The sequence below is a fragment of the Caballeronia temeraria genome, assembly GCF_001544795.2.
In the GTDB taxonomy this organism is placed as follows: Bacteria; Pseudomonadota; Gammaproteobacteria; order Burkholderiales; family Burkholderiaceae; genus Caballeronia; species Caballeronia temeraria.
This window is the reverse complement of record NZ_FCOI02000051.1, coordinates 25,410-39,412: the sequence shown is the minus strand read 5'-3', so window position 1 is coordinate 39,412 and position 14,003 is coordinate 25,410. Positions and strand designations below refer to the sequence as shown.

The 14,003-nt window shown below is 62.0% G+C and carries 15 protein-coding genes and 1 pseudogene; 11 read left to right on the top strand and 5 right to left on the bottom strand.

Translation table 11 applies throughout. The features are described from left to right. A pseudogene (locus AWB76_RS42535) lies at positions 1-218 on the bottom strand (hypothetical protein); the annotation flags it as partial. A 254-nt stretch (positions 219-472) separates the two neighbouring features. Between AWB76_RS42535 and AWB76_RS36475 the strand changes: the two are divergent. The 3 genes from AWB76_RS36475 (at position 473) to AWB76_RS36465 (ending at position 1,770) form a co-directional block, all read left to right on the top strand. Then, entirely contained in the window at positions 473-883 is a 411-nt protein-coding gene (locus tag AWB76_RS36475) for a DUF3597 domain-containing protein (RefSeq protein ID WP_061164940.1), read from the top strand. Between the two features lie 213 nt (positions 884-1,096). Further along, on the top strand, positions 1,097-1,471 hold the full coding sequence (locus AWB76_RS36470; RefSeq protein ID WP_061164939.1) for a phage holin family protein: 375 nt from the start codon (positions 1,097-1,099) through the stop codon (positions 1,469-1,471). Beyond that, a complete protein-coding gene (locus tag AWB76_RS36465) occupies positions 1,468-1,770 on the top strand; it encodes a hypothetical protein (protein ID WP_061164938.1) in 303 nt (100 codons plus the stop codon). The genes AWB76_RS36470 and AWB76_RS36465 overlap by 4 nt, the downstream gene beginning before the upstream one ends. Before the next feature lie 22 nt (positions 1,771-1,792). Here the strand turns inward: AWB76_RS36465 and AWB76_RS36460 are convergent, their stop codons facing one another. After that, on the bottom strand, positions 1,793-1,972 hold the full coding sequence (locus AWB76_RS36460) for a hypothetical protein (protein WP_061164937.1): 180 nt from the start codon (positions 1,970-1,972) through the stop codon (positions 1,793-1,795). Between the two features lie 28 nt (positions 1,973-2,000). Further along, the gene (locus AWB76_RS36455) at positions 2,001-2,543 is read right to left on the bottom strand and encodes a hemerythrin domain-containing protein (protein WP_061164936.1); all 543 of its coding nucleotides are present in this window, start codon (positions 2,541-2,543) and stop codon (positions 2,001-2,003) included. Positions 2,544-2,729: 186 nt separating this feature from the next. On the opposite strand from AWB76_RS36455, the gene deoC reads away from it, so the two are divergent. From deoC to AWB76_RS36415, 8 genes are all read left to right on the top strand, one after another. Further along, positions 2,730-3,737, top strand: coding sequence for a deoxyribose-phosphate aldolase (deoC, locus tag AWB76_RS36450; protein WP_061164935.1), 1,008 nt, complete (start codon positions 2,730-2,732; stop codon positions 3,735-3,737). A gap of 26 nt (positions 3,738-3,763) precedes the next feature. Further along, positions 3,764-6,154 carry an aldehyde dehydrogenase family protein gene (locus tag AWB76_RS36445; RefSeq protein WP_061164934.1) on the top strand — a complete coding sequence of 797 codons (2,391 nt, stop codon included), beginning with the start codon at positions 3,764-3,766 and terminating at the stop codon, positions 6,152-6,154. A 61-nt stretch (positions 6,155-6,215) separates the two neighbouring features. Next, positions 6,216-6,698, top strand: a complete 483-nt coding sequence (locus tag AWB76_RS36440; RefSeq protein ID WP_061164945.1) for an RbsD/FucU family protein — start codon at positions 6,216-6,218, stop codon at positions 6,696-6,698. Further along, positions 6,695-7,627 carry a ribokinase gene (gene rbsK, locus AWB76_RS36435; RefSeq protein ID WP_061164933.1) on the top strand — a complete coding sequence of 311 codons (933 nt, stop codon included), beginning with the start codon at positions 6,695-6,697 and terminating at the stop codon, positions 7,625-7,627. Before AWB76_RS36440 ends, rbsK begins: the two co-directional genes overlap by 4 nt. Then, the gene (locus AWB76_RS36430; protein ID WP_061164932.1) at positions 7,624-8,667 is read left to right on the top strand and encodes an ABC transporter permease; all 1,044 of its coding nucleotides are present in this window, start codon (positions 7,624-7,626) and stop codon (positions 8,665-8,667) included. The genes rbsK and AWB76_RS36430 overlap by 4 nt, the downstream gene beginning before the upstream one ends. Before the next feature lie 52 nt (positions 8,668-8,719). Beyond that, positions 8,720-9,724 (top strand): substrate-binding domain-containing protein, encoded by a 1,005-nt coding sequence (locus tag AWB76_RS36425; protein WP_061164931.1) that lies wholly within the window; start codon positions 8,720-8,722, stop codon positions 9,722-9,724. Positions 9,725-9,777: 53 nt separating this feature from the next. Next, positions 9,778-11,307 (top strand): sugar ABC transporter ATP-binding protein, encoded by a 1,530-nt coding sequence (locus AWB76_RS36420; RefSeq protein WP_374729975.1) that lies wholly within the window; start codon positions 9,778-9,780, stop codon positions 11,305-11,307. A gap of 38 nt (positions 11,308-11,345) precedes the next feature. Continuing rightward, positions 11,346-12,365, top strand: a complete 1,020-nt coding sequence (locus tag AWB76_RS36415) for an ABC transporter permease (RefSeq protein ID WP_244173645.1) — start codon at positions 11,346-11,348, stop codon at positions 12,363-12,365. A 73-nt stretch (positions 12,366-12,438) separates the two neighbouring features. Here AWB76_RS36415 and AWB76_RS36410 read toward each other — a convergent pair whose 3' ends face one another. Both AWB76_RS36410 and AWB76_RS36405 read right to left on the bottom strand, forming a co-directional pair. Further along, positions 12,439-13,161 (bottom strand): DeoR/GlpR family DNA-binding transcription regulator, encoded by a 723-nt coding sequence (locus AWB76_RS36410; RefSeq protein WP_061164928.1) that lies wholly within the window; start codon positions 13,159-13,161, stop codon positions 12,439-12,441. Between the two features lie 112 nt (positions 13,162-13,273). Next, the gene (locus AWB76_RS36405; RefSeq protein ID WP_061164944.1) at positions 13,274-13,954 is read right to left on the bottom strand and encodes a dihydrofolate reductase family protein; all 681 of its coding nucleotides are present in this window, start codon (positions 13,952-13,954) and stop codon (positions 13,274-13,276) included. Between the last annotated feature and the right edge of the window lie 49 nt (positions 13,955-14,003).

Here is a 14,003-nt window from a genome sequence, read left to right as displayed (position 1 = left end):
GCAGGCAAACTCGACTTCTCCGCATTCAACTCGCATGCCCGCTGAAGGCCGTTACCCACTCCGTTTTCAAAAGAGCCGAAAATCTCTTCTTCGAGTTGCGCGTGAATCTCCAGCGCGGCACAGGCAAGCTCGACAATGGCGCGCTTTCTCCACCACGGCGTCTGCGCGTGATAGCGATGAAAGGCCGCCGTCACATGCGTGTGATCCATGCGGATCATGGTCGTGATCGACGGGGAACAGGACGGTATGTCCACGCTGACTCCTTGGCCAATTTGCAAGGCTGCTGTGATTGCGGGGAAATCGGGTTATTGTCGCTATCGTGTTTGCTCTGGTGATGTGCTTGCAGCAAGCGCTATTCCGCATCGCGGAGGCCACGCGCTGCGGGACTCGCCAACGAGCCGGGCGAGGGCACGCTTTGACCCTGGCGGCACGGGACTTGCGTATTTCGTGAACTCACTTTTTAGGAGGCGCCATGAGTATTTTTTCCAATATCCTGAACAAGATCTTCCACCACGACAGTGCACCGGCCGCACCGGACACCAGCGCGGCGCCTGCCGCAAATGCCAACGCTGCGCCGGCCCCGTCGCCTGCTGCTTCCGCGCCTGCACAATCCGCCGCACCGATGCAGGAAGTGGATGTCGAAGCGGTCCTCACGCAGATGCAGGCGAATAACAGCGAACAGCTCAACTGGCGCACGTCCATCGTCGATCTGATGAAGCTGCTCGGTCTGGACAGCAGCCTCTCCGCGCGCAAGGAACTGGCTTCGGAGCTGCACTACACGGGCAACACGGAAGACTCCGCTTCGATGAACATCTGGCTTCACAAGCAGGTCATGCAAAAGCTTGCGGAGAACGGAGGGAAGGTGCCCGACGAGTTGAAGTAACGGGCTTATGTCAGACGAAAGACGCGCGCGGATAATGTAAAACGCGCGCGTTTTTCGCATAATTTGCATAGGTTTGGCTTCCTAACTATCTTGCTACCGGAGAGCAGTTCGCTATGCCGAAAAGACGCACGTTCGTCGACTTCTTATACCGGCTGGCATGCACGCTGCTCCATGTCGAATACACGACACTCCGTTTCGACTGGGAGAGCAACGATGACAATTCAGAGAAAAATCGCGAACTGGCGCCGGGTCGGCCATTTCTGCGCGAGACGGCTGGTCGATTATGGCGAGCTGATTCCCATCGAACTCGCCGAAACTAAGAAGCGCGTGCTGCATGAGGTGGTCGCTCTCGTCGCACTCACGATCGGCGCGTTGTTCACGCTCTCGTTCGTGTCGATCGCGGTGATCGTGACGGCGGTCGGCACGCCGTATCTCGTGACCACGGCGTGGTGTGTCGCGGGCGCGTGGCTCGCGGTCGCCGTGATCGCCGTCATCGTGATGATGTCGCGCAAACCGGCCGAACCGTTTCAGTTATTGCGTCGCGAGTTGCGCCGCGATGCAGACGCAATCAAGGAGGCCGCGCAATGAAACACGCCGAAGCTCAAGAAGCCGTGCTTGCGCGCATGGCTGAATCTCGCGCGGAATTGATCGCCGCGCATGTTGCGAACGAACCGGTGCGCATCACGCGTGCGCGGCGCGCATTGCCGCCGAGCACGCGTGATGCGCCGTGGTTCCTGCGCACGCCCAACGCCGAACTGATCGCGCTCGCACTGGTCGGCGTGGCCATTCTCGGATTGCGTCGCACGGTGCAGACGGCGGTCGGCGCAGGCTTGAGCGCGTCGACGCACCGGGCCTTCGGCGATCTGCTCAGCGCACTACGCGACTAAGCGATCGCCGATGAACCCTCGTTCAGCGCCGCGCGCGCCGCTTTTTCGGCTTGCGCGGCGGCGTGAGTGCGGCTGACCACAGCGTCGACGCCTGCCGTTTCGCTTGCGCGGTAGCACGGCCTCGCGTCGCCCCGACGATCGCATTCGCACCGGAAAGCCACATGCTGAGGAACGGATTCTTCTTCACCCAGGGATTCTTCATGGTTCGGCTCCGGTGAGTGCGGGAAGCGTCAATGCAGGCGCATTGTGTTGTCGCCCGCATCCTTCGGGATTTTGGCGTCGAGCTGTTCCTTACGCTTCATCATCTTGCCGCCTAGCGCGTTCAGATCCGCACCGGACTTGCGAAGTTTCGGGAACAGATCCGATTCCTCTTCTTCGATATGGTGACGCACCATCTCGGTGAGCACCTTGAAGGTCGCGTCGAACCCTCTATCGCCCGGCTTGAGCTGCGCGAACTTCTCGATCAATACCTTCACCAGAAAGTGCTCGACGTAAGCCTCCTCGACGTCGGGCCGGTCGTCTTCATCCAGCGCTTCCTGTGCGGCCGGATACAGCAATTCTTCCTCGATCATCGCGTGGACCGTCAATTCTTCGCAGGCGCGGCGCACGAGCGTGGCTTTTGCGTCGAGATCGTCCTTCTCCACTTTTTCGAATGCATCGAAAAGCTTTTGCACGGCGCGATGATCGTCGGTCAGGAGTTGCACGGCGTCCTGGCTGTCGGCGGTGCGGGACGTGGCGGCGTTCGCCGGTTGCGGGGTGGTTTGGCGTGGCATCGTGTTCTCCGTTTTTCGGAATGGGTGGTCACGATATTTAGCAAAGCCCGGACCCATGGCTCTTTGTCAGCGAGGAATGCGCCTCCGAACTTTCCCTATGTCACGATCCTAACAACAATGAGATAAACTGAGATCAATCTATCAAAAACTGTTGTGCGTCGCACAAGACGCCGGCATATCGATCTCATGCTGGAAACTGCATCGAAGTCCATCGTCGCGTGGCCCGGCAAGGCCCAGGTTCACACCAGCGCCCGTAATCCCGGCGTGCCGTTCGATCTTTCGTGGCTCGACGGGCTGCGTGTGAACCAGTCAGCGGTGACGCGCCGCGCGTCGACGCTCGGCACCCGCCGCGCGGTCAAGAAAGACGCGCAGGCGGCGTGGCTGCTCAAGGCCATCACCTGCATCGACCTCACGACGTTGAGCGGCGACGACACCCACGGCCGAGTCGAGCGCCTCTGCGCGAAGGCGCGCCGTCCGGTGCGCGACGATCTGCTCGACGCGCTCGGCATGACGAACGCATCGATCAGGACGGGCGCGGTGTGCGTGTATCACCGCTATGTCAGGACAGCCGTCAACGCGCTCGAAGGCAGCGGCATTCCGGTTGCTGCGGTATCGACGGGCTTTCCCGCCGGTCTCAATCCGCACGAACTCAAGCTGCGCGAGATCGAGGCGTCGGTGAGAGACGGCGCGTCGGAAATCGATATCGTCGTCACGCGCGAGCATGTGCTCACGGGCAACTGGCAAGCGCTGTATGACGAGATGCGCGATTTCCGCGCGGCATGCGGCGATGCGCACGTGAAGGCGATTCTCGCCACCGGCGATATCCGCACGTTGTCGAACGTCGCGAAGGCGTCGATGATCTGCATGATGGCCGGCGCCGATTTCATCAAGACGTCGACAGGCAAGGAAAGCGTCAACGCGACGCTCGACGTGTCGCTCGTGATGGTGCGCATGATCCGCGAATACCTCGCGCGCACGGGCGTCATGATCGGCTTCAAGCCAGCCGGCGGCGTGTCCACCGCGAAATCGGTGCTCGAATATCAGATCCTCATGAAGGAAGAGCTTGGGCGCGAATGGCTCGAAGCGGATCTGTTCCGCATCGGCGCATCCAGTCTGCTCGCGGATATCGAACGCCAGCTCGAACATCATGTGAGCGGACGCTATTCGGCGTTCAACCGCCATCCTGTCGCCTGATTCAACGGACTTCACTACATAGCCTCATGAGCGTTGCCGACTACTTCTCCTCGATGGAATACGGACCCGCACCGGAAGACGATCGCGCCGCGCGCGCATGGCTCGATCAGCACGACGGTCGCTTCGGTCACTTCATCAACGGCGCGTGGCGCGACAGCGACGATGCCGAGCGCTTCGATTCACGCGAACCCGCGACGGGCCGCGTGCTCGCATCGATCGCGCAAGGCGCGCAGGCCGATGTCGATTCCGCCGTGCAAGCCGCGCATGCCGCGCTCGAAGGCTGGCAGGCCATCGGCGGCGCGGGGCGCGCGCGGCATCTCTATGCGCTTTCGCGCATGGTGCAACGTCATAGCCGTCTCTTCGCCGTGCTCGAATCGCTCGACAACGGCAAGCCCATTCGCGAGTCGCGCGACATCGATATACCCCTTGTAGCAAGGCATTTTCTGCATCATGCGGGATGGGCGCAATTGCAGGACAAGGAGTTCGCGGACTGGGCGCCGCTTGGTGTCATCGGGCAGATCGTGCCGTGGAATTTTCCGCTGCTGATGCTCGCATGGAAGATCGCGCCCGCGCTCGCGCTCGGCAACACGGTCGTGCTGAAGCCTGCCGAATTCACGTCGCTGACGGCGCTGCTGTTCGCGGAACTGGCGCATCGCGCGGGCTTGCCCAAGGGCGTGCTCAATGTCGTCACCGGCGACGGGCGCACGGGCGCGGCGCTCGTCGACCATCAGCGTGTCGCGAAGATCGCGTTCACGGGATCGACTGAAGTGGGCCGTCAGATTCGCGCGAGCACGGCCGGTTCGGGCAAGTCGCTCACGCTCGAACTTGGCGGCAAGTCGCCGTTCATCGTGTTCGACGATGCCGATCTCGACAGCGCAGTCGAAGGCGTCGTCGATGCGATCTGGTTCAATCAGGGACAAGTATGCTGCGCGGGCTCGCGTCTGCTCGTGCAGGAAGGTATCGAAGCGCGCTTCGTCGAGAAGCTCAAACGCCGCATGGATACGCTGCGCGTCGGGACATCGCTCGATAAGGGCATCGACATGAGCGCGGTCGTCGACGACGTGCAGCTCGAACGCATTCGCACCCTCGTCGACAAGGGCGAGAGCGAAGGCTGCGAAATCTATCAATCGCCGCGTGCGACCTTGCCCGAAAGCGGCGCGTTCTATCCGCCGACGCTCGTCACGAACGTCGCGCCCGCATCGACGCTCGCGCAGGAAGAAATCTTCGGCCCCGTGCTCGTGACGATGAGCTTCCGCACGCCGGAAGAAGCCGTCGCGCTCGCGAACAACACGCGCTACGGCCTCGCCGCGAGCGTGTGGAGCGAGAACATCAGCCGCGCGCTCGACGTCGCGCCGCGCCTGCAATGCGGCGTCGTGTGGGTCAATGCGACCAATCTCTTCGATGCGGCCGTCGGCTTCGGCGGATATCGCGAATCGGGCTTCGGTCGTGAAGGCGGACGCGAGGGCATTTACGAATATCTGAAACCGCGCGCATGGGCCACGCTTCCGGTTCGCGGCGAAACGAAGCCGCTGCAAGCGCAGCCCGACTCGCTCGTCGATGCAGGCAACGTGAGCGCGCTCGATCGCACGGCGAAGCTCTTCATCGGCGGCAAGCAGGCGCGGCCGGATAGCGGCTATTCAAGGCTCGTGCTGTCGCCGGCGGGTGACATCGTCGGCGAAGTGGGCGAGGGCAGTCGCAAGGACATTCGCAATGCGGTCGCGGCCGCGCGCGGCATGACGAAATGGTCGTCGGCGAGTGCGCATAACCGCGCGCAAGTGCTGTATTACCTCGCGGAGAATCTGAGCGCACGCGCGGATGAATTCGCGCGGCAACTCGTCACGCGCGCCGGTTCTAGCGAGCGCGATGCGAAGCGTGAAGTCGATGCATCGATCGCGCGTTTCTTCACGTATGCCGCATGGGCCGACAAGTACGACGGCGCGGTACACGCGCCGCCGCTGCATGGCGTCGCGCTCGCGATGCACGAAGCGCTCGGCGTGATCGGCATCGTGTGTCCGGACGAAGCGCCGCTGCTCGGCTTCGTGTCGCTCGTCGCGCCTGCGCTGGCGCTGGGCAATCGCGTGGTCGTCGTGCCGAGCGAGACATGTCCGTTGATGGCGACCGACTTCTATCAGGTCGTCGAGACATCGGATGTGCCGGGCGGCGCGTTGAACATCGTGACCGGCGATGCCCGCTCGCTGGCTCAAACGCTCGCGCAACACGACGATGTCGATGCGCTCTGGTGCTTCCACGGCGCGTCGCTGTCGGCGATGGCCGAGCGCGAGTCGATCGGCAATCTGAAGCGCACGTTCGTCGATCAGGGCCGCGTGTTCGACTGGCATGATCCCGCGAGCGAAGGGCTGCCGTTCTTGCGGCAAGCGGTGCAGGTGAAGAACATCTGGGTGCCGTACGGAGACTGATTAGAGATTTGACCGGGCGCAGATCTCGATACGAGACGCGCTCATGCATGGAGGAGACGCTGTGCTGAAGAACATCGATCCGCTCTTGAACGCCGACATCCTGTACGCGCTCGCCGCGATGGGCCACGGTGACGAAGTGGTGATCTGCGACGCTCATTTTCCCGCCGATTCCCTTGCGCGAAAAACAGTGCTGGGCCGCGTCCTGCGCATGGACGGAGCGAGTGCGCCGCGTGCCGTGCGCGCGGTGCTGTCGGTGCTGCCGCTCGATACGTTCGTCGACGATCCCGCGGGCCGCATGGAAATCGTCGGCGATGCGGCTAGCCTGCCCGCCGTGCAGCGCGAGGCGCAACACGAAGTGGACCATGCGGAAGGGCGTGAGTTGCCGTTTGCGCCTGTCGAACGATTCGCGTTTTATGAGCGCGCGAAGCAAGCGTATTGCGTGATCGCGACAGGCGAAGCGCGCGGATATGGCTGCTTCATCTTCAAGAAAGGCGTGCAACTCGCACCGGATGCGCCCGATGTGGCGCACGGAGGCACGCGATGAAAAGCGTCGTCATCCTCGGCATCTATGTGACGGACCTCGCGTTTCGTGCACAGCGCATGCCGCTGCTCGGCGAAACGGTCGCGGGCTCCGCGTTCAAGATGGGCCCGGGCGGCAAGGGCTCGAATCAGGCCGTGGCCGCCGCGCGCGCGGGAGCCGACGTGGTCTTCTGCACGCGCATCGGCGCGGATGCGTTCGGCGAAATCGCGCAGGCGACATGGAGCGCCGAAGGCATCACATCGCGCGCAACGGTGCTGAACGATGTCGCGACCGGCGCCGCGCATATCTACGTCGATGAAAACACCGGCAGCAACGCGATCATCGTCGCGGCGGGCGCTGCGGGCACGCTCGCGCCCGAAGACGTCGATGCGATCGAGGACGATATCGCACGCGCGGGTGTTTTCGTCACGCAACTCGAACAGCCGATTCCGGCGGCGCGTCGTGGACTTGAACTCGCGCGCAAGCATGGCGTGACGACGGTCTTCAATCCCGCGCCCGCGTTGCCGTTCACCGACGACATCTATCCGCTGTGCGACTACATCACGCCGAACGAAACGGAAGCGCAGGCGCTGACCGGCATTGAGATCAACTCGGTCGATGATGCACGCCGCGCCGCAGACGTGCTGCTCGAAAAAGGCACACGCGCCGTGATCGTCACGCTCGGCGAAGCAGGCGCGCTTTTGCATACATCGAACGAATCGACGCTCGTGCCTGCGTTCGATTGCGGCCGTGTCGTCGAGACGGCAGGTGCGGGCGATGGCTTCACCGGCGGCTTCGCGGCTGCGCTCGCACGCGGCGAAAGCCCGGTCGATGCGGTGCGCTTCGGCTGCGCGCTCGCGAGCATTTCGGTGACGCGTCCCGGCACCGCACCGTCGATGCCGCGTCTCGATGAAATTAACGCATTGCTAGCGGAAAGGAGCGTCACGCAATGAAAGCGTCGAAGTGGCTCGCCGATCGTCAGTTCAATTTTTTGATCGGCGTGAACGTGCTCGTCGTGATCGTCGCGACGTGGATGTCCCACGGCCAGTTCCTCGACATCGACAATCTTCAGTCGATGGGCGGCCAGTTGCCCGAGCTCGGCCTGCTCGCGCTCGGCATCATGCTCTCGATGGTGTCGGGCAATGGCGGTATCGACCTGTCGGGTGTCGGGCTCGCGAATCTCTCCGGCATGGTTGCCGCGATGCTCCTGCCGCACATGGTCTCCGCCGACGATTCGCCCGCACTCTATACGGCCGTGTTCGTGTGCATCGTCGTGGTGATGGGCGCGATCGGCGGCTTGCTGAACGGCGTCGTCATCGCCAAGCTGAGGCTCACGCCGATTCTCTGCACGCTCGGCACGCAGTTGCTGTTCACCGGCATCGCAGTCGTGTTGAGCAATGGCGCATCGGTGCGCGTGGAATATGTCGATCCGTTGTCGAATATCGGAAACGGCACCTTCCTGCAAGTGCCCATTTCGCTGTGGATCTTCGTCGCCGCTGTGTTGCTGCTCGGCTGGATACTGAAGCGCACGCCGTTCGGCCTGCGTCTCTATCTGATGGGCACGAATCCGAAAGCCGCGTTCTATGCAGGCATTCCGCGCGCGCGCATGCTGATTCTCACGTATGGCATGTGCGGCGTGCTCGCATCGCTCGCGGGTCTCATCAGCGCGACGCATACGTCGAGCGCAAAGTGGGACTACGGCAATTCGTATCTGCTGATTGCGATCCTGATCGCGGTGATGGGCGGCGTGAATCCGGCGGGCGGCTATGGACGGATCGTGTGCGTGTTTCTCGCCGCGACCGTGTTGCAGTTCCTGTCGAGCCTCTTCAATCTGCTCGGCGTATCGCAGTTTTTCGGCGATTGCGCGTGGGGCTTTCTGCTGCTCGCATCGCTCGCATTCGCAGGTGGCGATCGCGTGCGCGCGATCTTCGGCATCGGTGGAGCTGCGCCCAAGAGCAATGTTCCGCCGCCGCCCGCATCGACCGGACGTTAGTGTTGCGTGTGATGTTCAAAGAGACCAATCGATAGATAAAGGAGACAACGCAATGAAGCTGAACAAACTGGGCACCGCACTCACCGCGATCGCACTCGCAGCGGGCGCGATTGCAGCGGCGCAGGCCGCGACGAACGAGACCATCGTGACGGTCGTGAAAGTGACCGGCATCAACTGGTTCAATCGCATGGATGAGGGCGTGAAGGAGTTCGGCAAGGAGAACCCGAACATCAACGCGTATCAGACGGGTCCTGGCCGCGCCGATGCCGCGCAGCAGTTGAAGATCATCGAAGATTTGATTGCGAAGAAGGTCACGGCGATTGCCGTTGTGCCCTACGATCCGCCGACGCTCGAACCCGCGCTCAAGAAAGCGATGGATCGCGGCATCAAGGTCGTCACGCACGAAGCGGACAACGCGAAGAACACAATGGTCGACATCGAAGCCTTCGACAACACCGCGTACGGCGCGGGCCTGAACGAGCGTCTCGCGAAGTGCATGGGGCAGCAGGGCAAGTGGGCGGTGCTGGTCGGCTCGCTCGGCTCGCGCTCGCAGGTGCAATGGGCCGATGGCGGCATCGGCAACGCGAAGGCCAAGTATCCGAAGATGGATCTCGTCGAGCCGAAGCTCGAAACGAATAACGACGGCGAGCGCGCGTATCAGGTCGCGAAGGAGGTGCTGCGCAAGCATCCGGATCTGACGGGCTTCCAGGGCTCGTCGTCGCTGGATGTGATCGGCATCGGCCGCGCGGTCGAAGAAGCGGGCAAGGTCGGCAAGATCTGCGTGTACGGCACCGGCTTGCCGACAGAAGCGGCCAAGTTCCTCGAAAGCGGCGCGATCAACGGCATCGCGTTCTGGGATCCGAAGCTCGCCGGTCTCGCGATGAACAAGGTTGCGCAGATGCTCGTCGATGGCAAGGAAGTGCAGAACGGCGCGGACCTCGGCATCACCGGCTACAACAAGGTCACCGTCACGAAGGGCCCGGGCAAGGGCGTGATCGTGCGCGGCACCGGCTGGGTCGACGTCGACAAGACGAACTACAAGCAATACAACTTCTGATGTGATGTGCGCGGCGCGCTTCATGAGAGGCGCGCCGCATGCCCCGAACAGACATGACCACAACGACACCGCTCCTCGAAGTCGTCGATATCCACAAGCGCTTCACCGGCGTGTATGCGCTGCGCGGCGTGAGCCTCGCGTTCGAACGCGGCCAGATCTATCACTTGCTGGGCGAGAACGGTTGCGGCAAGAGCACGCTCATCAAGATCATCTCGGGCGCGCAACCGCCCGATGAAGGCGAGCTCGTGATCGAAGGCGCGCGTCACAAGAAGCTTTCGCCGCTCGAATCGCTTTCTGCCGGCATCGAAACGGTCTATCAGGATTTGTCGCTGCTGCCGAACATGAGCGTCGCGGAGAATGTCGCGCTGACGTCCGAGCTTGCGGAACATGCGGGCAAGCTCGCGCGCACGTTCGATCGCAAGGCATTGGCGCAAACCGCAGCGCGCGCGCTCGAAGCCGTGGGCCTGCCCGGCGACGCAGATTTCCAGAAAACGCTCATCGAGCAATTGCCGCTCGCGACGCGCCAGCTCGTCGCGATTGCGCGTGCGATTGCGAGCGAAGCGAAGTTCGTCATCATGGACGAGCCGACAACATCGCTCACGCAGAAAGAAGTCGACAACCTCATCGCCGTGCTCGCACGTTTGCGCGCGGACGGCGTCGCGGTGCTGTTCGTGAGTCACAAGCTCGACGAATGCTACGCGATCGGCGGCGAAGTGATCGTGCTGCGTGACGGCCAGAAGATGGCGCAAGGGCCGATCGAAAACTATACGAAGGCGCAGATCAGCGAGCTCATGACCGGCAAGCATTTGTCGACGGAGCGTTATCGTGCGCAAGGCGAAGAAGGCGCGTCGCAAGTCGTGCTCGATGTGCAAGGGCTCGGACGCAAAGGCCAGTTCGCCGATGTATCGTTCAAGCTGCACAAGGGCGAGATTCTCGGCGTGACCGGACTGCTCGATTCGGGCCGCAACGAACTCGCGCGTGCGCTCGCGGGCGTCGCGCCCGCCGACATGGGCACGGTGACGCTCGATGGCATGCGCGTGCGTCTGCATTCGCCCGCGGATGCGAAGGCGCAGCGCATCGGCTATGTGCCGGAAGATCGCCTGAACGAAGGGCTTTTTCTCGACAAGCCGATTCGCGACAACGTCGTCACCGCGATGATCGCGAGCCTGCGCGATCGCTTCGGGCAGATCGATCGCAAGCGCGCGCAGGCGCTTGCCGAACGCACGGTGAAGGATTTACAGATCGCGACACCGGATGTCGACAAGCCCGTGCAATCGCTTTCGGGCGGCAACCAGCAACGCGTGCTGATCGGCCGCTGGCTCGCGATCGATCCGCGCGTGCTGATTCTGCATGGTCCGACGGTCGGCGTCGATGTGGGATCGAAGGACATCATTTATCGCATCATGCAGCGGCTGTCGAAAGAGGGAATCGGCATCATTCTGATCAGCGACGACTTGCCCGAGCTGCTGCAAAACTGCGACCGTATTCTGATGATGAAGAAAGGCCGCGTCGCGAACGAATATCGCGCGGACCAGTTGAACGAGGCTGATCTTTATCACGCGCTACTTTCAGAGGCAGCATGAGCATGAGCGAATCCATCCGCCGCACGGGAAGCGAGACGATGCCGCAGCAGGCGGCCGATGTCGCGCCGCGTGTGCGCAAGGGCAATCTCTACGCGCAACTGATGCGCAATCCCGAGTGGTTCACGGTCGGGCTGATCGTGGTGACGTGTCTGGTCGTGGGCAGCATCAATCCGCGCTTCTTCCAGTTCGCCACGCTGTTCGACATGCTGCATTCCGCGACAACGGTATCGCTCTTCGCGCTCGGCACGCTGGTCGTGCTCGCGTCGGGTGGCATCGACGTGTCGTTCACGGCGATCGCCGCACTGACGATGTATTCGATCACCAAGGCTGTCTTCGCCTGGTGGCCCGAGTGCCCGTTCGCGCTGATCCTGCTCGCGGGCGCGATCGGCGGCGTGGTCCTCGGCGTCATCAACGGGATGCTCGTGCATCGGTTGAAGGCGCCTTCGCTGATCGTCACCATCGGCACGCAGTATCTGTATCGCGGATTGCTGCTGACTTTTGTCGGCACGCAGTTCTTCATGAACATTCCACACAGCATGGACACGTTCGGGCGTCTTCCGCTCTTTTTCTATCATACGTCCGATGGTCTGCGCGCCGTGCTGCCCGTGTCCGTGCTCGCGCTCGTGATCGCGGCTGTCGTCACGTGGTGGCTGCTCAATCGCACGATGATGGGCCGCGGCGTCTTTGCGATGGGCGGCTCGCTCGCGATCGCCGAACGTCTCGGTTACAACCTGCGCGCGATTCATCTGTTCGTGTTCGGCTATACCGGTTTGCTGGCTGGCGTCGCGGGCATTCTGCATGTGTCGACGAACCGGCTCGCGAATCCGTTCGATCTCGTCGGCACGGAGCTGGATGTGATCGCGGCGGTCATTCTCGGTGGCGCGCGCATCACGGGCGGCACGGGCACGGTTATGGGCACGCTGTTGGGCGTCGTGCTGGTCACGCTCATCAATAGCGTGCTGATTCTTATCGGCGTGCCGAGTACGTGGCAGAAGGTGATCATCGGCGCGTTCATTCTTGTTGCGGGGACGTTGTTTGCGTTGGGCCGCAGGCAGTAACCGCGGAAAAAAGCGGAACAAAAAAGGCTCGTTCAAATGCTGAACGAGCCTTTCTGATTTTTACCGGAACGATTTAGACGCGTTTGCGCGGCGCCTGTCCTTCCTCGGTAATCACGGAGTCGAATTCCGAAAGCTGCGAATACCGCACGGCCTTGACCTTGCCGAATTTGCTCGCATCGACGACGAGATGCCGTTCCACTGCGCTCGCCATCGCCGCCTGCTTGATTGCCACTTCATGAAAATTCCAGCACGTCACGCCGCGCGCTTCATCGACGCCGCCCGCCGACATGAACGCCTTGTTGATGCCCATGCGCTGCAACGTTTCGACGCTCTCGTCGCTGGCGAAGGATTCCGATGACGGCACATAAACGCCGCCGAGCAGGATCATCCGCACGTTCGGCTTGCGCCGCAAAATCTCCGCGACATTGAGCGAGTAGCACACAACGGTGAGATGCATCTCGTTGGGAATCTGCCGCGCGAGCGTTGTCAACGTCGTGCCGCAATCGATGAAGATGGTTTCGCTATCGGCGAGTAAGCGCGCTGCGTGACTCGATGCGATCGCCTTCGCTTGTGCGAAATGGTCTTTCTCTTCCTCGATGGTGTAGCCGGCGTTGGGGACGTCGGCGGCGCTGACGATATAGCCGCCGAGATAGGTGAACTGGCCGGGATGCGCGGCGATATCGCGGCGCACCGTCATCTCCGATACGCCGAGCAATGCGGCCGCATCGCGCAGACGCATCACGTTCTGTTTTTCGAGCGCGCCGGAAAGGGCGCGCAGGCGGTCGTTCTTGGCCATCGGAGCGGCGCGAGGAGTGATGTTAGCTTTTGTTCTCAGGATGAGAGAATTATAACAATGCAAGCCGCCATTGAGCGGCTTGCCGGACGTGACGCGGGTAAATCCCGAGATATCAGGACTTGCGTGAATAGCGCAGCCAGACGACGTCGTGTTCCAGTTTTTCGACGGATTCGAGCTTGAGATAAACGGGCTTCTGCCACTTGTCCATCGTGACTTCGAACGACGACGTATGCGCTTCGCGGCCATCGACGAGCGGAATGATCAGCACGCTGACCTCGTCGGCGAGTTGCGCGTTGACGAAGGCACCCGACACATGTCCGCCGCCTTCGACGATCAATTTCTTGATCTTCAACTCGCGCTCGAGCGTATCGACGACGCGCTTCAGTTCGATATCGTCCTTGCCGCCGAACACATAAGACACATCGATCGATTGCAGATACGCGAGATAGTCGTCGTCGACACTTTCGGTCAGCACTTCGACGATGTGCGAATCGAGCGCCGTGTTGCTTTTCCACGCGACGCGTCCCTTCGGATCGATGGAAACGGCGTACTGGCTCGCGTCGCGTATTGCGAAATGATCAGTGCGCGGAATCGGACCTTTCGCGAGTCCGCGCGGATAGTCACGGTCCTCGCCGTGCGAGATTTCCTGCATCGTGACGCGGCCGCACGCCCAGGCGTCGGCTTCGAAGCGAGCGGCCGTATCCTCGTATGTCGGCGAAGCGAAATCGAGATTCCAGTTATCGGTGAGGCTGCGGCCGTCGATCGACGACATCATGTGGCAGACGATATGCATCTTCTTCTCCAGGCGGGAAATGACTTCGATGCACACCACGCTGCAAGCG